At 62.5% G+C, this 23,260-nt stretch carries 23 protein-coding genes; 9 read left to right on the forward strand and 14 right to left on the reverse strand.

What is annotated here, in order from left to right:
* Window positions 1-69 precede the first annotated feature (69 nt).
* The gene (locus ACW9I6_RS18415) at window positions 70-1,581 is read right to left on the reverse strand and encodes an MDR family MFS transporter (protein WP_003210657.1); all 1,512 of its coding nucleotides are present in this window, start codon (window positions 1,579-1,581) and stop codon (window positions 70-72) included.
* A gap of 74 nt (window positions 1,582-1,655) precedes the next feature.
* Window positions 1,656-2,840: a 4-hydroxybenzoate 3-monooxygenase gene (gene pobA, locus ACW9I6_RS18420; RefSeq protein ID WP_457339641.1), complete on the reverse strand. Its 1,185-nt coding sequence runs from the start codon at window positions 2,838-2,840 to the stop codon at window positions 1,656-1,658.
* Between the two features lie 189 nt (window positions 2,841-3,029).
* On the opposite strand from pobA, the gene ACW9I6_RS18425 reads away from it, so the two are divergent.
* Entirely contained in the window at window positions 3,030-3,926 is an 897-nt protein-coding gene (locus tag ACW9I6_RS18425) for a helix-turn-helix domain-containing protein (RefSeq protein ID WP_003210655.1), read from the forward strand.
* Here ACW9I6_RS18425 and ACW9I6_RS18430 read toward each other — a convergent pair.
* Together ACW9I6_RS18430 and ACW9I6_RS18435 are read right to left on the reverse strand one after the other, a co-directional pair.
* A complete protein-coding gene (locus tag ACW9I6_RS18430; RefSeq protein WP_162835184.1) occupies window positions 3,910-4,086 on the reverse strand; it encodes a hypothetical protein in 177 nt (58 codons plus the stop codon). The genes ACW9I6_RS18425 and ACW9I6_RS18430 overlap by 17 nt on opposite strands.
* A gap of 100 nt (window positions 4,087-4,186) precedes the next feature.
* Window positions 4,187-5,092, reverse strand: coding sequence for a LysR family transcriptional regulator (locus tag ACW9I6_RS18435; protein WP_003210653.1), 906 nt, complete (start codon window positions 5,090-5,092; stop codon window positions 4,187-4,189).
* Window positions 5,093-5,196: 104 nt separating this feature from the next.
* Between ACW9I6_RS18435 and ACW9I6_RS18440 the strand changes: the two genes are divergently transcribed.
* Both ACW9I6_RS18440 and ACW9I6_RS18445 read left to right on the forward strand, forming a co-directional pair.
* Window positions 5,197-6,069: an MBL fold metallo-hydrolase gene (locus ACW9I6_RS18440; RefSeq protein ID WP_102368312.1), complete on the forward strand. Its 873-nt coding sequence runs from the start codon at window positions 5,197-5,199 to the stop codon at window positions 6,067-6,069.
* A gap of 34 nt (window positions 6,070-6,103) precedes the next feature.
* Window positions 6,104-6,718: an NAD(P)-dependent oxidoreductase gene (locus tag ACW9I6_RS18445; RefSeq protein WP_457339636.1), complete on the forward strand. Its 615-nt coding sequence runs from the start codon at window positions 6,104-6,106 to the stop codon at window positions 6,716-6,718.
* Between the two features lie 118 nt (window positions 6,719-6,836).
* Here the strand turns inward: ACW9I6_RS18445 and ACW9I6_RS18450 are convergent, their stop codons facing one another.
* A complete protein-coding gene (locus tag ACW9I6_RS18450) occupies window positions 6,837-7,715 on the reverse strand; it encodes a LysR substrate-binding domain-containing protein (RefSeq protein WP_177028549.1) in 879 nt (292 codons plus the stop codon).
* A 111-nt stretch (window positions 7,716-7,826) separates the two neighbouring features.
* Here ACW9I6_RS18450 and ACW9I6_RS18455 point away from each other — a divergent pair, with 111 nt between their 5' ends.
* The 4 genes from ACW9I6_RS18455 to ACW9I6_RS18470 all read left to right on the forward strand — a co-directional run bounded on the left by ACW9I6_RS18455 (window position 7,827) and on the right by ACW9I6_RS18470 (window position 13,434).
* Window positions 7,827-9,452 (forward strand): 5-guanidino-2-oxopentanoate decarboxylase, encoded by a 1,626-nt coding sequence (locus tag ACW9I6_RS18455; RefSeq protein ID WP_134325899.1) that lies wholly within the window; start codon window positions 7,827-7,829, stop codon window positions 9,450-9,452.
* Window positions 9,449-10,891, forward strand: a complete 1,443-nt coding sequence (locus tag ACW9I6_RS18460; protein WP_457339637.1) for an aldehyde dehydrogenase family protein — start codon at window positions 9,449-9,451, stop codon at window positions 10,889-10,891. The genes ACW9I6_RS18455 and ACW9I6_RS18460 overlap by 4 nt, the downstream gene beginning before the upstream one ends.
* A 282-nt stretch (window positions 10,892-11,173) precedes the next feature.
* Window positions 11,174-12,361, forward strand: coding sequence for a cyanate transporter (locus ACW9I6_RS18465; protein ID WP_457339638.1), 1,188 nt, complete (start codon window positions 11,174-11,176; stop codon window positions 12,359-12,361).
* 137 nt (window positions 12,362-12,498) lie between these two features.
* Entirely contained in the window at window positions 12,499-13,434 is a 936-nt protein-coding gene (locus tag ACW9I6_RS18470) for a LysR family transcriptional regulator (protein ID WP_023659100.1), read from the forward strand.
* A 110-nt stretch (window positions 13,435-13,544) separates the two neighbouring features.
* Here the strand turns inward: ACW9I6_RS18470 and ACW9I6_RS18475 are convergent, their stop codons facing one another.
* From ACW9I6_RS18475 to ACW9I6_RS18485, 3 genes are all read right to left on the reverse strand, one after another.
* The gene (locus ACW9I6_RS18475; RefSeq protein ID WP_177066763.1) at window positions 13,545-13,907 is read right to left on the reverse strand and encodes a 5-carboxymethyl-2-hydroxymuconate Delta-isomerase; all 363 of its coding nucleotides are present in this window, start codon (window positions 13,905-13,907) and stop codon (window positions 13,545-13,547) included.
* A 70-nt stretch (window positions 13,908-13,977) separates the two neighbouring features.
* Window positions 13,978-15,165, reverse strand: a complete 1,188-nt coding sequence (locus tag ACW9I6_RS18480; RefSeq protein ID WP_008437907.1) for a low temperature requirement protein A — start codon at window positions 15,163-15,165, stop codon at window positions 13,978-13,980.
* A gap of 26 nt (window positions 15,166-15,191) precedes the next feature.
* The gene (locus tag ACW9I6_RS18485; protein ID WP_003211897.1) at window positions 15,192-16,127 is read right to left on the reverse strand and encodes a LysR substrate-binding domain-containing protein; all 936 of its coding nucleotides are present in this window, start codon (window positions 16,125-16,127) and stop codon (window positions 15,192-15,194) included.
* A gap of 61 nt (window positions 16,128-16,188) precedes the next feature.
* Here ACW9I6_RS18485 and ACW9I6_RS18490 point away from each other — a divergent pair, with 61 nt between their 5' ends.
* The gene (locus ACW9I6_RS18490; RefSeq protein ID WP_177008925.1) at window positions 16,189-16,434 is read left to right on the forward strand and encodes a hypothetical protein; all 246 of its coding nucleotides are present in this window, start codon (window positions 16,189-16,191) and stop codon (window positions 16,432-16,434) included.
* Here ACW9I6_RS18490 and ACW9I6_RS18495 read toward each other — a convergent pair.
* The 6 genes from ACW9I6_RS18495 to ACW9I6_RS18520 all read right to left on the reverse strand — a co-directional run bounded on the left by ACW9I6_RS18495 (window position 16,389) and on the right by ACW9I6_RS18520 (window position 22,648).
* The gene (locus tag ACW9I6_RS18495) at window positions 16,389-17,720 is read right to left on the reverse strand and encodes an MFS transporter (protein ID WP_457339639.1); all 1,332 of its coding nucleotides are present in this window, start codon (window positions 17,718-17,720) and stop codon (window positions 16,389-16,391) included. The two genes, ACW9I6_RS18490 and ACW9I6_RS18495, sit on opposite strands and share 46 nt — an antisense overlap.
* A 59-nt stretch (window positions 17,721-17,779) precedes the next feature.
* Window positions 17,780-19,102, reverse strand: a complete 1,323-nt coding sequence (locus tag ACW9I6_RS18500; RefSeq protein WP_457339640.1) for an MFS transporter — start codon at window positions 19,100-19,102, stop codon at window positions 17,780-17,782.
* A 75-nt stretch (window positions 19,103-19,177) separates the two neighbouring features.
* Window positions 19,178-20,056 carry an SMP-30/gluconolactonase/LRE family protein gene (locus tag ACW9I6_RS18505; protein WP_177050411.1) on the reverse strand — a complete coding sequence of 293 codons (879 nt, stop codon included), beginning with the start codon at window positions 20,054-20,056 and terminating at the stop codon, window positions 19,178-19,180.
* A gap of 69 nt (window positions 20,057-20,125) precedes the next feature.
* Entirely contained in the window at window positions 20,126-21,058 is a 933-nt protein-coding gene (locus ACW9I6_RS18510) for a BKACE family enzyme (protein ID WP_008437904.1), read from the reverse strand.
* A gap of 82 nt (window positions 21,059-21,140) precedes the next feature.
* Window positions 21,141-21,929: an SDR family oxidoreductase gene (locus tag ACW9I6_RS18515; RefSeq protein ID WP_177019685.1), complete on the reverse strand. Its 789-nt coding sequence runs from the start codon at window positions 21,927-21,929 to the stop codon at window positions 21,141-21,143.
* Window positions 21,926-22,648 carry a GntR family transcriptional regulator gene (locus ACW9I6_RS18520; protein WP_003211913.1) on the reverse strand — a complete coding sequence of 241 codons (723 nt, stop codon included), beginning with the start codon at window positions 22,646-22,648 and terminating at the stop codon, window positions 21,926-21,928. Before ACW9I6_RS18520 ends, ACW9I6_RS18515 begins: the two co-directional genes overlap by 4 nt.
* A 134-nt stretch (window positions 22,649-22,782) precedes the next feature.
* Here ACW9I6_RS18520 and ACW9I6_RS18525 point away from each other — a divergent pair, with 134 nt between their 5' ends.
* On the forward strand, window positions 22,783-23,172 hold the full coding sequence (locus ACW9I6_RS18525) for a VOC family protein (protein ID WP_177050413.1): 390 nt from the start codon (window positions 22,783-22,785) through the stop codon (window positions 23,170-23,172).
* The last annotated feature ends 88 nt before the right edge of the window (window positions 23,173-23,260 follow it).

The raw sequence follows: 23,260 nt of genomic DNA on the forward strand, positions 1-23,260 counted from the left end.
CCTATTTATCAACTGACAGACCGCATTCGCGAGCAAGCCCGCTCCCACATTTAATCTTCATTTTTTCGACTATTTGGCCTTGTCTTCCCGACCCCGCAACACGCGATTAGGCATGGCAATCGCCGCCGCCAACCCCAACAACGACACCCCGGCACTGACCATCAGCAAATGCCTGAAGGTAATCAACAACTCCCCCCGCAAGGCATCCTGCGCCGGCCCAGGCGCCGCATTCAAGCCATCCAGCAGCACATTCCCCGAACTCCCCTCCGCGACCAGCGCCCCACTGGCCAGGTGCGCAAAACTGGAGTCCTGCAACAACGCCAGCAACAGCGCCGACATGCATGCCACCCCAACCGCACCGCCCAGGGAACGGAACAGGTTGGTGGTGCTGGTCGCCACCCCGATATCCCGCTGCTCCACCGAGTTCTGCGTACCCACCAGGGAAGTCGGAAACTGCATCCCGGCGGCAATCCCGCACAGCAACATAAACAGACTGGTGACCGCCACCGCCTGAGGCGCACTCAACGCCATGCCGAAAATCGCGATCGGGCTCAGGAAGGCGCCAATCAGGATCATCGGTTTATAACGCCCGGTCACCGAGGTCATGCGCCCGGCAAAATACGCCCCCATCGGCAAGCCCATCGCCAGCGGCAGCAAATGCAAGGCGGCACTGTCGGCACCGGAACCGGTGACGGTCTGGTAGCGCAGCGGCATCAGCACCGTGAGGGAAATCGCCTGGAAACTGGTAAAGAAAATCGTGCACCAGCACAACACCGCGCTGCGGTTGGCAAACAGGTGCATCGGCAACAAGGGCTCCCGCGCCCGACGCTCGTGCCACACAAACACCGTCAACGCCACCACGGCACAGACCAACAGCCCCAGCACTTCATCGTCGCGCCAATGATGGCCCTGGCCGATTTCGGTGATACCCAGCAACAGCGCCGTCAAACCGACGATCATCAGCAAGGTGCCGAGGTAGTCGATCACCGGCTTGCGTTGCGGCACCGGCAGCCCCACCAGCGTGCGATGGGCCACCCACCAGGCGCCCGCGCCCAGCGGCAGGTTGATCAGGAACACCCAGCGCCACGACAGGTACTCGGTCATGTAGCCGCCCAACACCGGGCCGGCCACGCTCGCCACCGCGTACATGCTGCTGAAGTAACCCTGGTAGCGCCCGCGCTCACGGGGCGGAATAATGTCGCCGATAATCGCCTGGCTGACCGAAATCATCCCGCCAGCACCGATGCCCTGGAGGATCCGCGCCAGCACCAGTTGCTCCATGCTCTGGGCCATGCCGCAGAACAGTGACGCGAGGGTGAACAGCCCCATGCCGATCAGCATCATTGGCCGGCGCCCGTACAAGTCGCCGAGCTTGCCGTAGATCGGCACCGCCACGGTCATCGCCACCATGTAGCCGGAGATCACCCAGGCCAGCAGGTTGACGTCATGGAACTGGGCGGAAATCGCCGGCATGGAGACGGCGACGATGGTCTGGTCCAAAGCCCCGAGAAAGATCGCCATCATCAAGGCGACAAGGACACTGCGCACGGCGGGTGTGGCGGGCTGATTGAGGTTGGTCACGGCAGAACCTGCGAGCAAGGGCCCGCGGGAAAAGGAGGCCCACGGGAATGCTCGTCAGTGTACTAGATAGCTGACTATTCGATAGCCTCGTAAGGAAGTCCGACGTAATTTTCTGCAATGGTTTTACGACCGGCTTCGGAGTCGACGAAGTATTCCAGTTCGCTCTGGGCGATGCGCTGGCTGAAGCCGTCCGCCTCAGGGAATTGGTGCAACATCGAGGTCATCCACCAGGAAAACCGTTCGGCCTTCCAGATCCGCCGCAGGCAAATCTGCGAGTACTTCTCCAGCAATTCCACTCGGCCCTCGCGGTACACCTTGAGCAGGATATTGAACAAGGTGCTGACATCGCTGGCCGCCAGGTTCAAACCCTTGGCGCCGGTGGGCGGCACAATGTGGGCCGCGTCGCCGAGCAGGAACAGGCGGCCGTACTGCATCGGCTCCACCACAAAACTGCGCAGCGGCGCGATGCTCTTTTCGATGGACGGGCCGGTCACCAGTTGCTCGGTGAGTGAGTTGGGCAAACGGGTTTTCAGTTCATCCCAGAAGCGCTCATCGGACCAGTCGTCCACCGACTCATCGGCCGGCACCTGCAGGTAATAACGGCTGCGGGTCGGTGAACGCATGCTGCACAGGGCAAAGCCACGTTCGTGTTTGGCGTACACCAGTTCATCGTGGATCGGCGGGGTGTCGGCGAGGATGCCCAGCCAGCCAAACGGATAGACCCGTTCAAAGACTTTCAATGCCTCGGTGGGAATCGACTGGCGCGCCACACCGTGAAAACCATCGCAGCCAGCGATGTAGTCGCAGTCCAGCCGGTAATGCTCGCCTTTATGTTCGAAGCTCAGCCACGGCTCCGGGCTTTTCAGATCATGGGGCTGCACGTTGCCGGCTTCATACAACGTTATCGCGCCGCTGGCCTGGCGCGCGGCCATCAGGTCGCGGGTGACTTCGGTTTGCCCGTAGATCATCACCGTCTTGCCGCCGGTCAGCGTCTTGAGGTCGATATGGGTCAGTTGCCCATTCAGCGCCAGCTCAAAGCCCTCATGCACCAGGCCTTCGGCATCCATCCGCGCACTCACGCCGGCCTGGCGCAGCAGGTCGACCATGCCTTGTTCCAGCACCCCGGCACGGATGCGCCCTTGCACGTAATCCGGCGTCTGGCGCTCAAGAATCAGGGTTTCGATCCCGGCGTTGTGCAACAGTTGACCGAGCAGCAGCCCCGAGGGACCGGCGCCGATGATGGCGACTTGGGTTTTCAGCGTTTTCATTATTTTTATGGCCCGCAAGCTTCACCCGAACGTATCCGGTGAAAGAGTTGTCATTGAAGGTGTTGCTGGCATTTTTCACTTGAGTGCCCGGCATAAGAAGGTGAAAACTGAGCCCAAAGCTGCGCTTTTCGCCAATTGGGGCGATTACCGCACAACTCTCCCGAAGTATCGGATGAAGCCATGACCAAAACTGCCAGTGCCGCGATTCCAGTGTTCAAACTCTACGGTGAGAGCCAGCAATGGCCGACCCCGGATTTGTTGCACTGTGAAACCATCTCCCGGCGCAGCCGTGAGTACCAGTGGGAAATCCAGCCCCACCGGCATGCGGACCTGTGCCAGTTGCTTTACGTGCACAAAGGCCAGGCACAACTGGAGATCGAGGGGCAGCGCAGCACCCTGAATGAATCGACGCTGCAGGTGCTGCCGCCGTTATGCGTGCATGGCTTTCGCTTTTCCGAAGACGTCGAGGGGTTTGTGGTCACCCTGGCCGCGCCGCTGATGGCGCACCTGCAGGGGCAACTGGGCGCGGCGCTGGATGGCCTGAATGCCCTGGGCAGCTACCCTGCCGGCAACGACAGTGACTACCTCAACAGCCTGTTTGCGCGCCTGCAGGAGGAATACGCCAGCGACCAACCGGCGCGGGACATGATGATGCACGCCCTGGTCAGCGTGCTGCTGGTGTGGATCAGCCGCCAGGCCATCCAGCGCCGCCATCCACGGGCACCGCGGGGCCGCGAATACTTCCGCCGGTTCACCCAGCTGGTAGAGCAACATTATCGCGAGCACCCGAAAATCGAAGACCTGGCCCACAAGCTCGGGATCTCGGTCTCACACCTGAACGGTACGTGTCGGGAGTTGGGCGGGCAGCCTGCGTTGCAGATCATGCACGACCGCCAGTTGCTGGAAGCCAAGCGCCTGCTGACCTACACCAGCATGACCATCAATGAAATGTCGGAGGTGTTGGGCTTTTCCGACCCGACCAACTTCTCACGGCTGTTTCGCCGACGCGTCGGGTTCTCCCCGAAGGCGTTTCGGGAGCAGTTGAAAGCCGACCAGGACGCTAGCGAAGCGAACTGAAAGCGGCCATGTGGCCTACGCATTGACCGTGATTGCAGCTGGAGGCGAAGCCCGGCTGCATGCGGGTCTGTTCGACGCGGTAGGCGGCAGTGCCATAGAGCGCGGTGGCGGCGGCGCACAGGGTGAAAATCATCAGGTACTTTCTTGTTTTGATCGACATGATGCTGACCTCTGATCCGATCAAGAAGGTGCTTTGATAAGCATAGGTCAGCTGGGGCAAGTCGCCATTATCGGGCGACATTCAACCTGTTTATGCAGGCTTAGAGACCGACGTCCCACACCGGCTCTTCCGGAAACCTCAATACCAGGAAATCCAGCAGGCTGCGCAGCGCCGCCGGCATATGCTTGCGCGAGGCGTACACCGCGTAGATGTTCATCTGCTGCGGCTCGGCCTCGGGCAACAAGCGAATCAACTCGCCGCTGCGGATGTAGTCGCCCGCCTGATAACTCGGCAGCCGCGACACCCCTGCCCCCGCCAGCGTCACCCGCAATAAGGTACTGGCCTCGTTGGCGCTGATATTGCCCTGCACCGGCACCGACACCGGCTCGCCGTTCTCCATGAAGTGCCACAGGCTTTTGCCGAAGTAGGAGTGGGTCAGGCAATTGTGCCGGGCCAGGTCCTGTACCTGCCGCGGTTGCGGATGCTCCAGCAGGTAAGCGGGCGATGCGCAGATCACCGAACGGCACAGCGTGAGGCGGCGGGCGATCAGGTTGGGGTCCAGTTCGAAGCTGGTGCGGATCGCCAGGTCGATGCGCTCATCCACCAGGTTCACCGTGCGATCAAGCATCTGCATATCGATGTTGACCAGCGGGTAGCGCTTGACGTATTCGGCCATGGCATCGGCCAGTTGCGCCTGGCCGAACGAGGTGCTGACACTCAGGCGCAGCAGGCCGCGAGGCGCTTCGTCGGGTTCGCTGACGGCGGCCTGCATGTCGCTGCACAACTCCAGCATCTGCCGGCAACGGGGCAGGGTTTCGCTGCCGGCGGCGGTCAGGCTGAGCTTGCGGGTGGTGCGGTGCATCAGGCGCGCGCCGACCCAGTCTTCCAGCTCCGCCAGGTAGCGCGACACCACCGGGCGCGACAGGTCCAGATGGTCGGCTGCCGCCGACTGGCTGCCCAAGTCCACCACCGCGACAAACACCCGCATTGCTTGAAGACGATCCATGATTTGCCCGCTTTTAGAAACAAACTATGTCCAAGCATCGCATTTTTTGTAGCGTTTGGTGCAACTAAGCTCTGTCCACACCTTACCCATGACTGGAGCTGCACATGTTTGGATTCTCCCCGCTCAAGCGCGTGGCCCTGGCCGCCGCCTCCCTGGCCTTCGCCGCGCACGCCATGGCGGCCGACTTGACTCTGGACGCCTACAACCCGGGCGAAACCGCGATGATGCCGGTCACCTCGGTACTGGTCAGCGGCGACAAAGATGCGATCCTGGTGGACGCCCAATTCGGCAAGACCCAGGCCGAGCAACTGGTGCAAAAAATCCGCGCCAGCGGCAAGCGCCTGACTACCATCTACATCAGCCACGGCGACCCGGACTACTACTTCGGCCTCGATACCCTGACCGCCGCCTTCCCCCAGGCCAAAGTCCTGGCACCGCAGCCGGTGGTGGACCATATCAAGGCCACCGTTGAACACAAACTGGCGTTCTGGGGCCCGAAACTGGGCGCGGACAAGCCTGGCAAAGCCGTCATTCCCCAGGTGCTTGAGGGCCACAGCCTGACCCTCGAAGGCAAGCAGTTGGAGGTGATCGGCCTCGACGGCGCACAACCGGACCGCACCTTTGTGTGGATCCCGTCGATCAAGGCGGTGGTCGGTGGTGTAGTCGTCGCGGAAAACATTCATGTGTGGATGGCCGATACGCAGACCGCGAAGTCCCACACCGATTGGCTGGCCACCCTGCAACGTATCCAGGACTTGAAACCGCGCACGGTGATTCCGGGTCACTACCTGGGCACGCCGTCGCTCAAATCCGTGGCGTTCACCGCCGACTACATCAAGGCCTTTGACGAAGAAACCGCCAAGGCCAAGGACTCCGCCGCCCTGATTGCGGCGATGCAAAAGCGTTACCCGAACCTGGGTGACGAGAGCACCCTGGAACTGGGCGCCAAAGTCGCCAAGGGCGAAATGCAGTGGTGAGTTGATTCAACCCTTAACCGTACTGGAGAACGTCATGAGCAAGATCGCAATCATTGGTGCCACCGGTCGTGCCGGTAGCCAACTGCTGGAAGAAGCGCTGCGTCGCGGGCACACCGTCACGGCCATCGCACGTAATACCGACAAGATCGGCGCGCGCCCTGGCGTCACCGCCAAGCAAGTCGATGCGCTGGATGCCCAGGCGCTGGAACAGGCCATCCGCGGCAACGACGTGGTGATCAGTGCGGCGCACTTCGCCACCCTGCCGCCGGAAGCGGTGATCAACCCGGTGAAAAAAGCCGGCGTGAAGCGCCTGCTGGTGGTCGGCGGTGCCGGTTCGCTGTTGTTGCCGGGCGGCAGCCGAGTGATCGACAGCCCGGGCTTCCCCGAGGAATACAAAGCCGAAGCCAACGCCGGCAGTGTTTTCCTCGATACCCTGCGCCAGGAAAAAGACCTGGACTGGACCTTCCTGTCACCTTCGGCGGAGTTCGTGGAGACCGCACGCACCGGCACATTCCGCCTGGGCCGGGATGAATTGCTGGTGAGCAGTGAAGGCCGCAGTTGGATCAGCTTTGCCGATTTCGCGATTGCGCTGATTGATGAAGTGGAAACACCGAAGCATTCACGCCAGCGGTTCACCGTCGGCTACTAAGGCTGACGCGCACTAAAAATGTGGGAGCGGGCTTGCTCGCGAATGCGGTGTGTCAGTCAACAGATGTATTGGCTGACCCGGCGCCTTCGCGAGCAAGCCCCCTCCCACATTTTGATCTTCATTGTGACGGCGACTGTGCCTGGCTCACCAGCCAGTCCATAAGCTGCTCCAACCCCGCCGAGGGCTCAGTGCCCGGCGGGTACACCAGGTAATACCCCATCCCCGTCGGCACCCGTAGTTCAAACGGCGTGGCCAACCGCCCCGCCTTCAGGTCCTCGCCAATCAGCGCGCTGTCGCCAATTGCCACGCCCGAGCCTTGGGACGCCACCGTCATCGCCAGGTCCAGGGTTTCAAAATGATGCCCCTGGGCCAGATTGCTCAAGCGTGTATTCGCCGCTTTCAACCACAACGCCCAATCGCGCTCATCCCGCGTAGGGTGCAACAACACCTGTTGCTGCAAATCGGCGGGCGTGTGCAAGTCACCGAGCAAGGCCGGCGCGCACACCGGTGTCAGGCGCTCATCGAACAGATGCCGGGCCTGGGCCGACTGCTCGGCAATCGGCGCGTAGATCACCGCGGCATCGAACTGCTCGCGGCGAAAGTCGACGGTGTAGGCCACGGTGGTGGTCAACTCCACCGGCACATCCGGGCGTTCCTGCTGCCACTGCATCAGCCGTGGAAGAAGCCAGCGCATCACGCAGGTGGAGGCCTTGAGCTGCAAGGTCTCGCGGCGGGTGCCGATCTGCTCTACCGCTTCACCGATCAAGCCGAACACCTGCTGCGCCCGCAGTGACCATTCGCGGCCCTCTTCGGTGAGGCTCAAGCCACGAGCCTGGCGCTGGAACAGCGCATAGCCCAGATGACTTTCCAGCCCGGCGATCTGCCGACTCACCGCGCCCTGGGTGATGTGCAATTGCTCGGCGGCTCGGGTGAAGTTGCAGCACTGGGCCGTGACCCAAAAGGTGTGCAGGGCCGGCAGCGGCGGAAGACGTTTCATAAGGGCGCAGCCATGACGTGAGGACATGGCTAGTATGACTTTTTATCGATTGTTGCCGCTACGGGCCAGCCGTTCCAATACGGGCCTTTATCAACAATAAGAGCGACGACAATGGCGACCTGCGGCGAAGTATTGGTCAACCTGCTGGAAGGCTACGGCGTGGACCAGGTGTTTGGCATCCCCGGCGTGCACACCGTGGAACTCTACCGGGGCCTGGCGCGCTCGAGCATCCGCCACGTCACCCCGCGCCACGAACAGGGCGCCGGTTTCATGGCCGACGGCTATGCGCGCACCAGCGGCAAGCCCGGCGTGTGCTTCATCATCACCGGCCCCGGCATGACCAACATCACCACCGCCATGGGCCAGGCCTACGCCGACTCGATCCCGATGCTGGTGATCTCCAGCGTGCAGTCCCGCAGCCAGCTGGGCGGCGGGCGCGGCAAGCTGCACGAGCTGCCGAACCAGAACGCGATGATCGCGGGCGTGGCGGCGTTCTCCCATACCTTGATGTCGGCGGCCGAGTTGCCCGGTGTACTGGCCCGGGCATTTGCGCTGTTCCAGGCCGGACGACCGCGCCCGGTGCACATCGAAATCCCGCTGGACGTGCTGGTGGAAAACGCCGACGCGTTGCTCGGCAGCGAACCGGTCAGCGTTTCCCGCGCTGGCGCTGCGCCGTCGGCGGTCAAGCAGATGAGCCAGTTGCTGGCGGCGGCAAAACGCCCGCTGATTCTCGCCGGTGGTGGCGCCATCGACGCAGCACCCGAGTTGACGCAACTGGCCGAAGCCCTCGGCGCTCCGGTGGCGCTGACCATCAATGCCAAGGGCATGCTGGCCGCCAACCACCCGCTGCTGATCGGCTCGACCCAAACCCTGGTCGCCACCCGCGCGCTGGTGGCCGAGGCAGACGTGGTGCTGGCGATCGGCACCGAGCTGGCGGAAACCGACTACGACGTGACCTTCGCCGGCGGCTTCGACATTCCCGGCGCCCTGCTGCGCATCGACATCGATTCCGACCAGACCGTGCGCAATTACCCGCCGCAAGTCGCGCTGGTAGCCGACGCGCAAATCGCTGCGCAGGCACTGCTTGCCGAGCTGGGCAACAAACCCCTGGCCGCCCGGGACAGCAACTGGGGCGCCCGCCGCGTCGCCCGCCTGTGGAGCGAACTGGAACCCACCTGGGACGCCGCCACCCGCGCGCAAACCTTGTTCCTCAACACCGTCCTGGACGAACTGCCCGACGCCGTACTGGTGGGCGACTCCACCCAACCGGTGTACACCGGCAACCTGACCCTGAACCTCGACCAGCCGCGCCGCTGGTTCAACTCCTCCACCGGCTACGGCACCCTCGGCTACGCCTTGCCGGCGGCCATCGGTGCGTGGCTGGGGCGCGGCAACGGTGCGCCGGTGGTGTGCCTGATCGGCGACGGCGGCCTGCAATTCACCCTGCCGGAACTGGCCAGCGCCGTGGAAGCGCGCACGCCGGTGATCGTGCTGCTGTGGAATAACCAGGGCTATGAGGAGATCAAGAAATACATGGTCAACCGCGCCATCGAACCGGTGGGCGTGGACATCTACACCCCGGACTTTATCGGCGTGGCCAAGGCCCTCGGCGCTGCTGCCCAGCGCATCCAGGGTGTTGAGGAATTACGCAGCGCCTTGCGTGCCGCGACTGATCGCCAGGGCCCGACGCTGATTGAAATCGACCAGGGGCTTTGGATGAAGGAGGTGGCGGTATGAGCGCGGTATTGAATGGGCTGTTTATCAATGGCGCGTGGCGTGCCGGCCATGACGTGCTGGACGTGATCAACCCGGCCACCGAGGCCACCCTGGCCCAAGTGAGCGTGGGTGATGCAGGCGCGGTGACTGAGGCCATCGGCGCCGCCAGCGCGGCCTTCCCGGACTGGTCGAAAAGCACCGGCCGCGACCGCGCCGCGCTGTTGCGCAAGATCGCCGAGGGTGTGAGCGCAGAGCGTGAACACCTGATGCAACTGCAATCGAGCAACAACGGCAAGCCGCTGTTTGAAGCCGGCATCGATGTGGATGACGTGATCGCCACCTTTGCCTATTACGCGAACCTGGCCGACGAAATGGACGCCACCCAGGACCGTCCGGTGGCGCTGCCCACCGAGGACTTCAGCGCCCGCGTACGCCGTGAACCCTGCGGCGTGGTGGGCCTGATCGTGCCGTGGAATTTCCCGATGGTGACCACCGCCTGGAAACTCGCCCCCGCGCTGGCGGCCGGTTGCTGCGTGGTGCTCAAGCCTTCGGAAGTGACGCCGCTGGCAGAGCTGGAACTGGCCCGGATCATCGCCTCGGTGGGCTTGCCTGTCGGTGTGTTCAACCTGGTCTGCGGCACTGGCCTGGCGGTGGGCGCGCCGATGGCGGCTGACCCACGGATCGCGAAAATCTCCTTCACCGGCAGCAATGCCGTGGGCGTGCAGGTGATGCAGCGCGCCGCCGAAACGGTCAAGGGTGTGAGCCTGGAACTGGGCGGCAAATCCGCGTTGCTGGTGCTGGCGGACGCCGACCTCGACCTGGCCGTGGAACTGGCCTGCGGCGGTGGTTTCTTCAACGCCGGGCAGATGTGTTCCGCCACCAGCCGGGTGTTGGTGGCCGACGAACTGGCGGACGAGTTTCTCACCCGCTTGCAGGCCAGGGCCGAGAGCATTCGCGTGGCGGACCCGTTTGCCGAAGACGTGGAAATGGGCGCATTGGTCAACCGTGCGCAGTACCAGCGGGTGCTGGGGCATATCGAACGTGGCGTGCAAGCCGGCGCGAAGCTGCTGTGTGGCGGCGGGCGCCCGGCGGATTTGCCTCATGGGTATTTCATTCGCCCGACGGTCTTCACTGAAGTGCCGTTGGACAGCGCGTTGTGGAACGAGGAGATCTTCGGCCCGGTGCTGTGCGTGCGCAGTTTTGCCAATGAGGCCGAGGCGGTGGCGCTGGCTAATGACAGTGAGTTTGGTTTGGTGGCCAGCGTGCTGAGTGGCAACCTGGAAGCGGCTGAGCGAGTGGCCAATGCTTTGCAGGTGGGTTTGGTGTGGATCAATGCGCCGCAGGTGATCTTCCCGCAAACGGCGTGGGGTGGTTACAAGCAGAGCAGTATTGGCCGGGAACTGGGGCCCTGGGGGCTGCAGGCGTTTCAGGAGATCAAGCATGTGATCCGGGTGGTCTGAAAACCACCACACAACACTGTGGCGAGGGAGCTTGCTCCCGCTAGACCGGGCTGGCGCTCCAGTGCGAAGCGCTCTCAAAAATCTTGGGGCCGCTGCGCAGCCCAGCGGGAGCAAGCTCCCTCGCCACAACAAGCTCTCCTCACCACAACCAGCGCTCCTCACCACAAGAGTCCTTGGCAGAAAAGCCCCCACGCATTTTTTCAATAGCCCCAACGACTTTCTCATTTGCCGCCCTCCCCCACGCCCGGCCTAATACTGCCCTTGTCAGTTCAAGGCTCGCCCATGGAAAACGTCCGCGCAAAACCCGCCACCGCCGTTTGGCTGATGATCAGCGTTGTGCTGGTCGCCCTCAACCTGCGCCCGTCGATGGCCGCCGTCGGCCCGTTGTTGTCGTCGATTCGCGCCGATGTGGCCCTGAGTTTCAGCACGGCCTCCCTGCTGACCATGCTGCCGGTCATGGCCATGGGCCTGGCGATGTTTTTTGGCATGGCCGTGGCCAAACGCTTCGGCGAGCATCGCAGCATTGTGCTGTCGCTGGTGGTGATCGGCCTGGCCACCGTCTCCCGGTTGTTCCTGGACTCGGCGGTTGAGCTGATCCTCAGCGCCATTGCCGCCGGCGTAGGCATCGCGATGATCCAGGCGTTGATGCCCGCCTTGATCAAGTCGCGCTTCAGCGACAACGTTTCCCTGTTCATGGGCCTGTACGTCACCGCGATCATGGGCGGCGCGGCCCTCGCCGCTTCGTTCTCGCCGTTTATCCAGGTGCAAACCGGCAGCTGGCGCATCGGCCTGGCCATCTGGGCGGTTCTCGCGGTATTGGCGCTGGTGTTCTGGTACGCCCAACGCTCGGTGCTGCCGCCGCTGCCGCAAGCCGGCGCAGGCCCGCAGGCGTCATTCTTCGGCAATCGCCGGGCCTGGTTGCTGGCGATTTTCTTCGGCCTCGGTACCGCGTCCTACACCTGCGTACTGGCCTGGCTGGCGCCGTACTACGTGGAACAAGGCTGGAGTGAACAGAACGCCGGCCTGTTGCTGGGCTTTTTGACGGCCATGGAAGTGGTCTCCGGCTTGATTACCCCGGCCATCGCCAACCGCCGGAGGGACAAGCGGGGTTTGGTCGCGGTGCTGCTGGTGCTGATCATCGCCGGCTTCTGCGGGCTGATCCTGAGCCCGCAATACCTGAGCCTGCTGTGGCCGTGTTTGCTCGGCCTGGGGATTGGCGGCTTGTTTCCGATGAGCCTGATCCTGTCCCTCGACCACCTCGACAACCCGCGCCGCGCCGGTGGCCTGACGGCCTTTGTGCAGGGCATCGGCTACCTGATCGCCGGGTTGTCGCCGCTGATTGCCGGGATGATCCGCGACCAGCTGGGCAGCTTCGAGTGGGCCTGGTGGTCACTGACGGCCGTGGTGGTGGTGATGCTGCTGATCGTACTGCGCTTCGATCCCCGGCATTACGCGCGGCATATTCGCTGAGGTCGTGTTGTAAACATTATTTGTCCCACCTCAAACAGAGAAAGGTCCGACAGAGCTTTCTATTGGTACGAGCGTTCCGTTAACATTTTGTATTGTCTTGTACCGAGTTCGGTACAAAGCGCTTGCGGACGGAACGGATGCTAAACAGCAACTTGCTTAGAAAGCTCGATATGCAGGACCTGATGGTGTTTGTCGCTGTTTACGACCAAAGCAGCGTCACCGAGGTTTCCGAAACCCTGTTCGTCAGCCAGTCCACCGTGAGCTACAGCCTGAAGAAGCTGCGCACGAGCTTCGAAGACGAGTTGTTTATCAACACCCGGGCGGGCATGCGTCCTACGTACAAAGCCGCCACCATGTACGGGCATGTGCAGAAAATCCTCGAAAGCATCAACCTGTGCCATGCCGGCAGCCAAACGTTCGACCCCACCCAGAAGGCTGTGACCTTCAACGTCTGCGCCCCAGAATACTTCGAACAGTTGATCCTGCCGCGCCTGCTGAAAAACTTCGACCGCGCCGACCTGCCGGTGATCGTCAACGTGCAGAAGCTCGAAACCGAGGTCCCGGCCGACGCCTTGCGCGACGGGCGTCTGGACCTGGTGATTTGCTTCGGGCCGCACTTTCATCGCGAGCACAAGGACATCAAGACCCAGATGCTGCTGGAGGACGACCTAGTGTGCGTGTTCGACAAACACTCGGCGCCCCGGGAACCGGCGTTCAGCCTGCAATCCTTCGTCGCCCGGCGCCATGTGTTCCCCACGCCCTGGAGTTCCGACACCAACATGATCGACGGCTGGCTGGCGCGCCAGTCCCACAAACGCCAGGTGATCGCCCGCGCCAACAGCTACAGCGCGGCGCTGAAGATGATCACCGGCACTGACTTTATCGTCACCTTGCCCCGTCGAGTGCTGAAGCTGCTGGCAGACACGACCGTGTTCGGCCATTGCGAAGCGCCGAACGGTTTGCCGGGGTTTACCCTGGATATGCAGTGGAATGAACACAGCGCGCAGGACAGCGCCAACACGTGGTTCAGGGAGCAGGTGGTGAAGGTGTGCGCGGATCAGGGGTTGCTATAACTTTTTTGTAGGAGCGAGCTTGCTCGCGAAGAACGTTAACGATGACACGGGCATTCAGGATCCCCGCGTCGTCTGTTAGTTTTTCGCGAGCAAGCTCGCTCCTAAAGTAGTTAGCCGATGGTGACTTTGCTGTAGGAATCGCGATCCATGTCTACCAGCAGGACGCTGAGCTGAACCTGCAAATCCGCCGGCCAATCGCCCAGGTCCTGCAGCGCCGCCAACAGGCTTTCCGACAATTGCTTCTTGACCTGCGGTGAACGCCCGCTAAGCAGCGACAGCTTGACCGCGATAAAAGCGCGCGGGCTGATGGACGTGCCAACCTGGAATGTCTCCACCTTCAGCGCGCGGCTTTTGATATCGAACTCGGAACCGAACTGCCCGGACGCCATCAGCACGTTGTTGAGCCGCAACAAGGTTTTCTCAACGGCCAGCTCTGTGAGATTGGCGGTGTATTCCAGATGCAGATGCGGCATGAAAGGCTCCGAGTTGTTGTAGGAAAAGAGTCATACATATAGCACGGGGCCGGGCGGAATCAGACCGCTTTCAGTGTGAAACTTCGGTCAGGCTGTGCAGCGAGCGATTTTCCCAGATCGCCACGATCACCAACACCGCCGACGTCAACGCCCCCAGTACCAACGCCGAAAACACCTGCTGCAATCCCAGCGGCAGCAACACCAGTAACATCAGCAAGCCGCCCAGGTGCGAAAACGGTGGCAACGGCCGGTCGCTCATCACCCACTTGAACAGCGCACTGCCCAGCAGGAACAACCACGGGCCGGCGATGATCGCCACCACGCCTGCCTGGCTGGCATGCCCCGGATGCACCAGCACCAGTTCGTCGGCCACGGCGCTGACGATAATCCCGGCGACGATCAATACATGCAGGTAGGTGTAGGCGATCCGCGCCTGACGGCCCGGGTCGGCAGAGCTGGCAATGCGATGGTGGGCGCGCTCGGCGCCGCTGTCGAAATAGATCCACCACAGGGCGATGCTGCCCACCACTGCCACCAGGAATGCCGCCAGCCCGTCCACGCTCCAGGGCAGTTCGGCGAAGGTCGCGCCGGTCACCAGCAACGACTCACCCAAGGCGATGATCACAAACAGGCCGCAGCGTTCGGCCATGTGGTTGCCTTCCACATTCCAGTCCGCAAGCGTCGAGGGCCCAAGCCCGGGCACCCAGAAATACACCGACGGGGAAATCAACTCGATCAACAGCGCCAGGGCCCAGAAGGCTAAACGCTGCTCGCCTTCGAGCAGCGCACCGGTGATCCAGAACACCCCGGAAAACAGCATCCACGCCAGGATCCGCTGGAAATTGCGGGTCATGTTCAGCGACTCGCCGCGCACCGCCCACAACGCAAACAGCGTGCGTCCTACCTGCATGAACACATAGGCGCCGGCGAACAACAGCCCGCGATCGGTAAACGCCTTGGGGATCGACGAGGACAGCAACAGGCCCGCCACCATCAAACCGAACAGGCCGATGCGGATCGGGATTTTTTCCGGGTCCAGCCAGTTGGTGACCCACGAAGTGAAGATCCACACCCACCACACCGCGACCATCATCAACGCCACCTGCACGGCACCGCCGATGGACAAGTGGGCGAGCAGCGAATGGGACAACTGGGTCACGGCAAACACGAACACCAGGTCGAAAAACAGCTCGACCATGCCAACCTTGCCGCTGTCATGACTGCCGCGCCCACGCAGCAAGGAACGGGATGGGGCCATGCCTGGATCTCCCTGAAGGTTTTATCTCAAGATTTGGGTGCGACCACCGGCAGCATGTCCCGCTCGCTCATGAACGCCTCCAGCCGCGAACGCATCCAGCGCTCCGCCGGATCGGTGTCAACGTGGCTGAGCCAGACCATCGACAAGTCCAGGGTCGGGGTTTCGAACGGGAACGGTTCACAGAACAGATTGCCTCCGGCGGCCATGGCCTGGGCGGTGTAATCCGGCAGGCTGGCGATCATGTCGGTGCCGGCGAGCAGCGCCGGCAATGCGCTGTATTGCGGCACCGAGAGCACCACGTGGCGCTTGCGACCGATTTCCGCCAGCCACTCATCGGCAAACCCGGACACGTTGGCGGTGTGGGACACCAGCACATGGGGCCGTGCGCAATATTCGTCGAGGGTCAGGGGTTTGTCCGAGGCATCCGCCCGCAGCAGGCACGGGCGGATATGCCGCAATAATTTGCGCTTGGCATTGGCCGGCAGGCCGCGGGTCTGGGTGATGCCGACGGTGATATCCCCGGAACCCAGCAGGTCAGGGATGCGCCAGTAATCCACATGCTGCACCACGAACACCACCTGCGGCGCTTCCTGGCGCAAGGCGCGCAGCAGCGGCGGCAGCAGGCCGAACTCGACGTCATCGGACAGGCCGATGCGAAAGGTCATGGTGCTGATGGACGGGTCGAAATCGTGGGTCAGGCTCAGGGCCGACGACAAGGAGTCGAGGGCCGGCGACAGGTGCTTGATGATTTCCTCGGCCCGCGCGGTAGGTTCCATCCGATGGCCGACACGAATGAACAGCGGGTCATTGAACAACGTACGCAGGCGGTTGAGGGCCGAACTGATGGTGGGTTGCCCGAGAAACAGCTTCTCCGCCACCCGGGTCACGTTGCGTTCGAGCATCAAGGTTTCAAAGACCACCATCAAATTGATGTCGGCCTTGCGTAATTCATTGCGATTCATCGGCGACCGCCCCACTGCCCTGGATAAGTCGCAGTTTAGAAACACCCGGGGCCCTGCGTCTATGCGCACACTGTTCAACACGGGCCTTTGGGACTATAAAGCAGCTTCCAAGGCTTGCGAGAACACCATCGTGCTGGTCATTTCTGCCTTGAGCGTCCTGATTGCCGGGATTTTGCTCTGGGCCATCAAATTCATCGCTCATCCCACCGCCAGGACACTGTTACGGGTATTTGTCGGTTTGTGCCTGGCGGCAGTCGTGGCTTACCTGGTGCTGGCTTCGGGGTTTCCTACCTCGTTGCTGGTGTGACCGGGCTCCTGCTCCTGCCCCTGACGCAAACGCAAGGCGGCCAACGCGGCCACCACCAGCACCACGGCAATCACTTTCAAGCCATTCGTGGCATTGCCGGTGCTCATCTCGATCGCGCCCATCACCGACGGCCCGACAAACCCGCCGAGCAATCCGCAGGCATTGACGAAGCCCAGCCCGCCCGCCAGCGCCACGCCCTTGAGGCGCGAGGCCGGGTAGAGAAAGATGATCGACTGCACCACAAAGAACATCACCGCCGACACACAAAAGCCCAGCAGGCTGAACACCGGCCCCGACACCGAGGCAATCCCCAGCCCCAACGCCATGGTCAGCAAACCGGTAATCAACAGCCGCCGGGCACGGGTGGGCGTGGTCGCAAAGCGCGGCAGCAACACAGCGCCGGCCGCTGCGGCAATCCACGGCAATGAGGTCAGCAAGCCGACGCTCATGGTGCTCAATTTGCCGTATTTGCTGATGATGCTCGGCAGGAAAAAGATCACGGTGTAGATGGTGATCTGATGGCAAAAATACACAAAGATCGCCAGCAGGATCTGCGGTGTCAGCCAGTTCTTCAGGGAATGCCCGCCCTCGCCTGCGCCCTCTTCGGTCTCCATCGCGATGCGCTGTTCAATCCCGCGCGCCTCTGCGGCCGAGAGCCATGGCGCCTTGCTCGGACGGTCCGGCAACTTGCACCACACCACCCAGGCAAACGCGACCGCCGGCAGCCCTTCGAGCAGGAACATCCACTGCCAGCCGTGCCAGCCGAGCAGCCCGTCCATGCGCATCAACGCCGCGCCCACCGGGCCACCGATGATGTTGGCAAAACACACGCCGAGCAGGAAATACCCGGTAGCCCGCGCCCGTTGCTCGCGGTTGAACCAGTAGGTGAGGTACAGCATCACCCCGGGAAACAGGCCGGCTTCGGCAATGCCCAGCAGCAGGCGCAGGATATAGAACGAGGTCTCACCCTGGACGAACGCCATGGCCGCCGAAATCAGGCCCCAGGTCACCATGATCCGGGCTATCCAGAACCGCGCGCCGACCTTGTGCATGATCAGGTTGCTGGGGATTTCCGACAGCGCATAGGTCAGGAAAAACAGCCCGGCGCCCAGGCCATAGGCCGCTGCTGAAATCCCCAGGTCAACGTCCAGGTGGTGCTTGGCCAAGGCGATGTTGGTGCGGTCCAGGAAGCTCAGCACGTAGGCGATGATCAGCAAGGGCATCAGCTTGACGAACATCAGTTTGTTCAACTCCCGTGGTTCACGGGCGGTGTTGGCAGTCTTCATCGGGCAATTCCTCTTGGCGCCCCGCCAGCGCAACGGCTGGGGGACGCATCGGTGTTGTTCTAGGGTTCGAGTTGCGCAACTAGCGCCGGCGGGCGATGGGAAAACAGTTGCAGCAGCGCCCCGCCCAGGGCACAGCCGGCCATCACGAAGAAGCACACCGTGTAGCCGTGCAAGGTGGTCCAGCCGCCGCCCATGGCAATCAGGCTGCCCATCAGCACCGGCGCCAGGCCGCCACCGATAAACATCGCGGTGGTGATGATGCCGTTGGCGGTGGAGGTCGCCGACGGCTCGGCCGAGTCGCAGGCCACCGCGTAGTAGATCGGCCACACTGCGTTGGCCACCAGGCCGAACAGCAGTTGCACGACGATGATCAGGGTCAGGGTGTTGGCGAAGTAGAACGCACCGACACTGGCGGCCATCCACACCCCGCAGATGATCAGGGTGACGCGCCGGCCAATGATGTCCGACAGCGACGGCCACACCAGTTGCCCGAGAATTCCGGTCAAGGTGAACACCACGCTCATCCCCGCCGACTCGGCCAGGGACAGCCCGGCGATGTTGTACAGGTAGGCCGGCAGCACGATATTGACGCCCATGTACACGACTTGGGTCAGCATCGTATTACCCGCCGTCAGGGCGATATTGCGGTTGCGCAACGTGGCGATAAACGTGCGCCAGGCGTGGCCCTTCACTTGGCTGGCCGATGCGTTGTCCGGCGGGGTCATGCCCTTGGCGGCGATGTCGACGTAGAGCGCGGTGATGCGTTCGGCGGTGGAATAGCGCGCCCAGAAAATCATCAGCGGCAACGCCACCACGAACGCGAAGAAGAACACGTAGCGCCAGTTGTCTTCACCGAAGGTGCTGATGACAAAGCTGGCGACGATGCCACTGAGCATGGCGCCGATCGGGTAACCGGTGTGGTGCGCGCCAAGGGCAAAACCACGACGCTCCACCGGCCACCATTCGGCGGTGTTGCTCACGCCCACCGGCTCGCCCCAGCCTGCGCCGAGGTTGACGCCAACCCGCAGCGCGATAAAGGTCGCGAGGTTGCCGCTCAGGGCCTTGAACCCGGAGAGGAACGAAATAGCCGTGTAGCCAAGCACCAGCGGCACCTGGAACCGCGCACGTTTCCAGCCACCGCCGTAGCGGTCACTCCACATGGAGCCGGGAATATCCAGCAGGGCCAGGGCCAGCATGATCACCGTGGCCATCGTGCCCCACTGGTCGGCCGACAAATCGAAATGCTTGGAGATGGTCGGCCCCAGGCGCAGCACGATCTCACGGTCGTAGGCGTTGAGGATCCAGATCATCCAGCACACCAGCAGCGACACCCAGGAGTGCCGGTGAATACTGCGCAGCGAGGCTTTTTTCAAGGTTGCCATGGGTTTCTCCAGGCGCGCGAGGGCGCGCACTGACACAAGGTTGCGAAAGGAAAGTGCCTTGTTGAAAAAAACGCGCTAGCTGGCGAACCGTCGCTCGGCTATTCCTTGCACGCCCAGCCCGGTGATCGCAAAAAGCGCCCCGCGCTGCTGACCGTCGGCCGGGAAACGCGGCAACGGTGGCTTGGCCATGGAGGTGACAAACAGGGTGTCCAGGTTTGGCCCGCCAAAGGTCAGGCTGGTGACCTTTTTCACCGGCATCTGGATGATCCGGTCGACCTGGCCGTCGGGTGTGTAGCGCACCAGTTTTCCGGCGTAGACCAGCGCCTGCCACAGGCAGCCTTCGGCATCCACGGTGCAGCCGTCGGCAGCGCCACCGCCGCTGGTATCGACCTTGGCGAAGGTGCGTCGATTGCTCACCGCGCCGCTGGCTGGGTCGTAGTCATAAGCCCAGATCTCGCCGGACCAAGTGTCGCAAAAGTAGAACGTATCGCCCGCCGGGCTCCAGCACGGGCCGTTGGACACGATGATGCCTTCGTCCAGGGTGTGCAGGCTCAGGTCCGCGTCGAGTCGGTAGAGTTTGGCGCTGGCGCTGTCTTCGAGGGTGTCCATGGAGCCGAAGACAAAGCGCCCCTGGCGGTCGACCTTGCCGTCGTTGAGGCGGTTGTTGGGCAGTGCGGGTTCCGGGTCGATCACCAGGGCCAGTTCGCCGCTGCTGAGGTCGAGGAGGTGCACACCGTTTTGCAGGGCGACGATGGCTTGCTCGCCGCTATGGCGCAGGGCCATGGAGCCGATTTTCTGGCCCACATCCCAGGCCCGCAGTTCGCGGCCATCCTCGGTGCAGCGCAGGATTCGGCCGTCGGCGCTGTCGATCCAGTACAACCGTTGTTGTTCGACGTCCCACACCGGGCCTTCGCCCAGGGTGGTCTTCACGTCCACAAGCACTTCGATACGCATGGTGTTATCCCCTTTTTTGTTGTTGTGCGGGATGGGCATGGCCGCGCCGTGACGCGGCCGGTTTATCACTTAGAAATTGACTTGGTCACGCCCCTTGAGCCCGAGGATTTCCCGCGCTTCATCCGGCGTGGCGACCTGATGGCCGAGGGCTTCGATCACTGTGCGAATGCGCCGTACCTGGTCGGCGTTGGACGCGGCCAGTTTGCCCGGGCCATCCCACAGCGAATCCTCCAGGCCGACCCGGGCGTTGCTGCCCATGGACAGGCCCATGGTGGCCAGCGGAATCTGCCCACGGCCGGCGCCGAGGATCGACCACACGTAGTCGTCGCCAAACAGGCGGTCGGCGGTGCGGCGCATATGGGCCAGGTCTTCCGGGTGCCCGCCGATGCCGCCGCGCAAACCGAATACCGACTGGATAAACAACGGTGGTTTCAGCAGGCCGCGCTCCAGGAAATGGGCGGCGGTGTACAGGTGGCCGATGTCGTAGCACTCGATTTCAAAACGGGTGCGGTTCTCGGCGCAGGAATTGAGGATGTGGGTAATGTCGCGGAAGGTATTGCGAAAGATCCGGTCGTCGCTTTCTTCCAGGTACGGACGCTCCCAGTCATGCTTGAACTCGGTGAAGCGGTTGAGCATTTCGTACAGGCCGAAGTTCATCGAGCCCATGTTCAGCGAGGCCAGTTCCGGCTTGAACTGCATCACCGGTTGCAGGCGCTCTTCGACGCCCATGGTCGGTGCGCCGCCGGTGGTGATGTTGATCACCACATCGCTGGCGGCCTTGATGTGCGGCAGGAATTCGGCGAACAGCGCGGGGTCCTGGCTGGGACGGCCATCGATGGGATCACGGGCATGCAGGTGGACAATGGCGGCGCCGGCTTCGGCGGCACCGATGGCGGCGTCGGCAATTTCCTGCGCGGTGATCGGCAAATGCGGCGACATCGACGGCGTATGGATGGCACCGGTGACGGCGCAGGTGATGATCACAGGACGATTTTTGGACATGACGATTCTCCGACTTTTATTCTTATGAAAAAAATCCCGGGTGTAACTTGTGTGTTCTTCCCTGGCTAAACGCTGACGCGGCCTACAGGTACTCGACGTTACCGTCGACACTGATCGCCTGGCCGGTGACATTGCGGGCGGCGGGCGAGCAGAGAAACAAGGCCATGGCCGCGACGTCTTCGGCGGTGACCATGCGTTTGAGGGAGATCTTGTTCAGGTATTCCTGGCGCATCTCGGCTTCCGGCACACCGACCTGTTCGGCACGGGCGCGGATCACGCCGTCCATGCGCGGGCCTTCAACGATGCCGGGCAGCAAGGCGTTGACGCGGATGTCGCTTTCGCCCAGCTCCGAGGCCAGGGATTTCATCAGGCCGACGATGGCCCATTTGGTCGCCGCATATGGCGTGCGCCAGGCGTAGCCGAGGCGCCCGGCGACCGAGGCGATATGCAGCAGATGGCCGTGGGACGATTCCTTGAGCATCGGCACCGCGTGGTGGGCAAAGCGGTATTGCGCCGTCAGGTTGATATTGATCGTGGCTTGCCACTCGGCATCGCTGATGGCGTCGATGCCGCCGGTGGGCCCGGCAATCCCGGCGTTGTTGACCAGCACGTCCAGCCCGCCGAATTGCTCGCGCTGCACCTGGAACACCGCCTCGATCTGCGCGGCATCGCTCACGTCGGCACGGGTGGCGACAGTGCCCGGGTACTTGTCGCGAAACGCCGCCAGGGCCGCTTCGCTGACATCACACACATGCACCTTGGCACCCGCCTCCAGATAGGCCGCCGCCAACACTTCACCGATGCCGGCAGCCCCGCCGGAAATCAACACACGTAACCCAGGATAAGGCTGCAGCCGCTGTAGGATACTCATGCACGTTTACCTCCTGAAACAGACGACCGCGAACGGTCGTTCTTGACGAGCAGGCGCGCCAGGGAATCGGCGGCCTGCATGATGTCATCGGTCACGGCCGCGCGGGCACCGGCGCCATCGCGGGCGGCCAGGGCTTCGACGATGCGCGTATGCGCCTCCATCGAGCGTTGCAAGTGAGCTTTATCGGGGGCGACCAGGGCAAAACACGGGCCCATGTGCAGCCAGAAGTTTTCCACGGCGGCCATGGTCAATTCGGCCTGGGCGACGGCATAGATCCGACGGTGAAAGGCGAAGTTGGTCCACAGGTAGCGGGAAACGTCGACTTCGTCGGCGGCCTGTTGCATCTGTTGGCAGAGGTCGGAGATTTCGTCGAGGTCGGCTTTTTCCAGGAGCAATACGGCCTTTTCTGCCAGCAAACCTTCCAGGGCGACCCGCGCATCGCGGATTTCCCGCAGGCGTTCGACCGTCATCATGCGTACCCGCAGACGAGAGGTTTCGGTGACTTCAAAGGCGTTTTCGGCGCTGAGGCGCTGGAGGGCTTCGCGCACTGGCATGGGGCTGGAGCCGAGGGCTTCGGCGAGGCCGCGGATGGTGAGTTTCTGGCCGGGCTGGAAACGACCACTCATCAAGGCTTCGCGGATCTGGCGATAGACCTGGTCTTGCAAGGTATCGCGGGACACCTGGCGCAAGGTCGGAAGGAGTAGCGGGCCATCTGTCATGAGTCAAAACCTGTGTTGTCGTTCTTATGGCTCCAATATGTGATCACAAATCAAATATGTCAAATAGTTTCCCGTTGACGGTATGCACGACGCTGACTCTAATGAGCCCTTTCTCCAGCAAGGACCGCTGAACCATGAAATTTGCCTACACCATCGTCTACGTCCCGGACGTCGCTGCATCCCTGCAATTCTTCGAAAAAGCCTTCGGCTTCAGTCGCCGTTTCCTGCATGAATCGGGGGCCTATGGCGAGTTGGATACCGGTGATACCACCCTCTCTTTTGCAGCGCATGAGTTGGGCGAGATGAACTTCAAGGGCGGGCATGTGGAGGCGCATACTTCACGGCAACCGCTGGGGATGGAGTTGGGGTTTGTTACCGAGGATGTGTCAAAGGCTCATGCCAGAGCGCTGGCTGAGGGTGCGACAGAACTTGCTGCGCCGAGCACCAAGCCTTGGGGGCAGGTGGTGTCGTATGTGCGGTGCCCGGATGGGACGCTGGTGGAGTTGTGTACGCCGATTCAGTGAATCGTACTGTGGCGAGGGAGCTTGCTCCCGCTGGACCGGGCTGGCGCTCCAGTGCGAAGCGCTCTCAAAAATCTTGGGGCCGCTGCGC

The organism is Pseudomonas sp. SDO5522_S412 (assembly GCF_054071215.1).

What these genes read in the sequence shown, in the direction of transcription:
- ACW9I6_RS18425 (WP_003210655.1), top strand. Translation starts at nt 3,030, where the DNA reads ATGACCAAAACTGCCAGTGCCGCGATTCCAGTGTTCAAACTCTACGGT.
- ACW9I6_RS18430 (WP_162835184.1), bottom strand. Translation starts at nt 4,086, where the DNA reads ATGTCGATCAAAACAAGAAAGTACCTGATGATTTTCACCCTGTGCGCC.
- ACW9I6_RS18435 (WP_003210653.1), bottom strand. Translation starts at nt 5,092, where the DNA reads ATGGATCGTCTTCAAGCAATGCGGGTGTTTGTCGCGGTGGTGGACTTG.
- ACW9I6_RS18440 (WP_102368312.1), top strand. Translation starts at nt 5,197, where the DNA reads ATGTTTGGATTCTCCCCGCTCAAGCGCGTGGCCCTGGCCGCCGCCTCC.
- ACW9I6_RS18445 (WP_457339636.1), top strand. Translation starts at nt 6,104, where the DNA reads ATGAGCAAGATCGCAATCATTGGTGCCACCGGTCGTGCCGGTAGCCAA.
- ACW9I6_RS18450 (WP_177028549.1), bottom strand. Translation starts at nt 7,715, where the DNA reads ATGAAACGTCTTCCGCCGCTGCCGGCCCTGCACACCTTTTGGGTCACG.
- ACW9I6_RS18455 (WP_134325899.1), top strand. Translation starts at nt 7,827, where the DNA reads ATGGCGACCTGCGGCGAAGTATTGGTCAACCTGCTGGAAGGCTACGGC.
- ACW9I6_RS18460 (WP_457339637.1), top strand. Translation starts at nt 9,449, where the DNA reads ATGAGCGCGGTATTGAATGGGCTGTTTATCAATGGCGCGTGGCGTGCC.
- ACW9I6_RS18465 (WP_457339638.1), top strand. Translation starts at nt 11,174, where the DNA reads ATGGAAAACGTCCGCGCAAAACCCGCCACCGCCGTTTGGCTGATGATC.
- ACW9I6_RS18470 (WP_023659100.1), top strand. Translation starts at nt 12,499, where the DNA reads ATGCTAAACAGCAACTTGCTTAGAAAGCTCGATATGCAGGACCTGATG.
- ACW9I6_RS18475 (WP_177066763.1), bottom strand. Translation starts at nt 13,907, where the DNA reads ATGCCGCATCTGCATCTGGAATACACCGCCAATCTCACAGAGCTGGCC.
- ACW9I6_RS18480 (WP_008437907.1), bottom strand. Translation starts at nt 15,165, where the DNA reads ATGGCCCCATCCCGTTCCTTGCTGCGTGGGCGCGGCAGTCATGACAGC.
- ACW9I6_RS18485 (WP_003211897.1), bottom strand. Translation starts at nt 16,127, where the DNA reads ATGAATCGCAATGAATTACGCAAGGCCGACATCAATTTGATGGTGGTC.
- ACW9I6_RS18490 (WP_177008925.1), top strand. Translation starts at nt 16,189, where the DNA reads ATGCGCACACTGTTCAACACGGGCCTTTGGGACTATAAAGCAGCTTCC.
- ACW9I6_RS18495 (WP_457339639.1), bottom strand. Translation starts at nt 17,720, where the DNA reads ATGAAGACTGCCAACACCGCCCGTGAACCACGGGAGTTGAACAAACTG.
- ACW9I6_RS18500 (WP_457339640.1), bottom strand. Translation starts at nt 19,102, where the DNA reads ATGGCAACCTTGAAAAAAGCCTCGCTGCGCAGTATTCACCGGCACTCC.
- ACW9I6_RS18505 (WP_177050411.1), bottom strand. Translation starts at nt 20,056, where the DNA reads ATGCGTATCGAAGTGCTTGTGGACGTGAAGACCACCCTGGGCGAAGGC.
- ACW9I6_RS18510 (WP_008437904.1), bottom strand. Translation starts at nt 21,058, where the DNA reads ATGTCCAAAAATCGTCCTGTGATCATCACCTGCGCCGTCACCGGTGCC.
- ACW9I6_RS18515 (WP_177019685.1), bottom strand. Translation starts at nt 21,929, where the DNA reads ATGAGTATCCTACAGCGGCTGCAGCCTTATCCTGGGTTACGTGTGTTG.
- ACW9I6_RS18520 (WP_003211913.1), bottom strand. Translation starts at nt 22,648, where the DNA reads ATGACAGATGGCCCGCTACTCCTTCCGACCTTGCGCCAGGTGTCCCGC.
- ACW9I6_RS18525 (WP_177050413.1), top strand. Translation starts at nt 22,783, where the DNA reads ATGAAATTTGCCTACACCATCGTCTACGTCCCGGACGTCGCTGCATCC.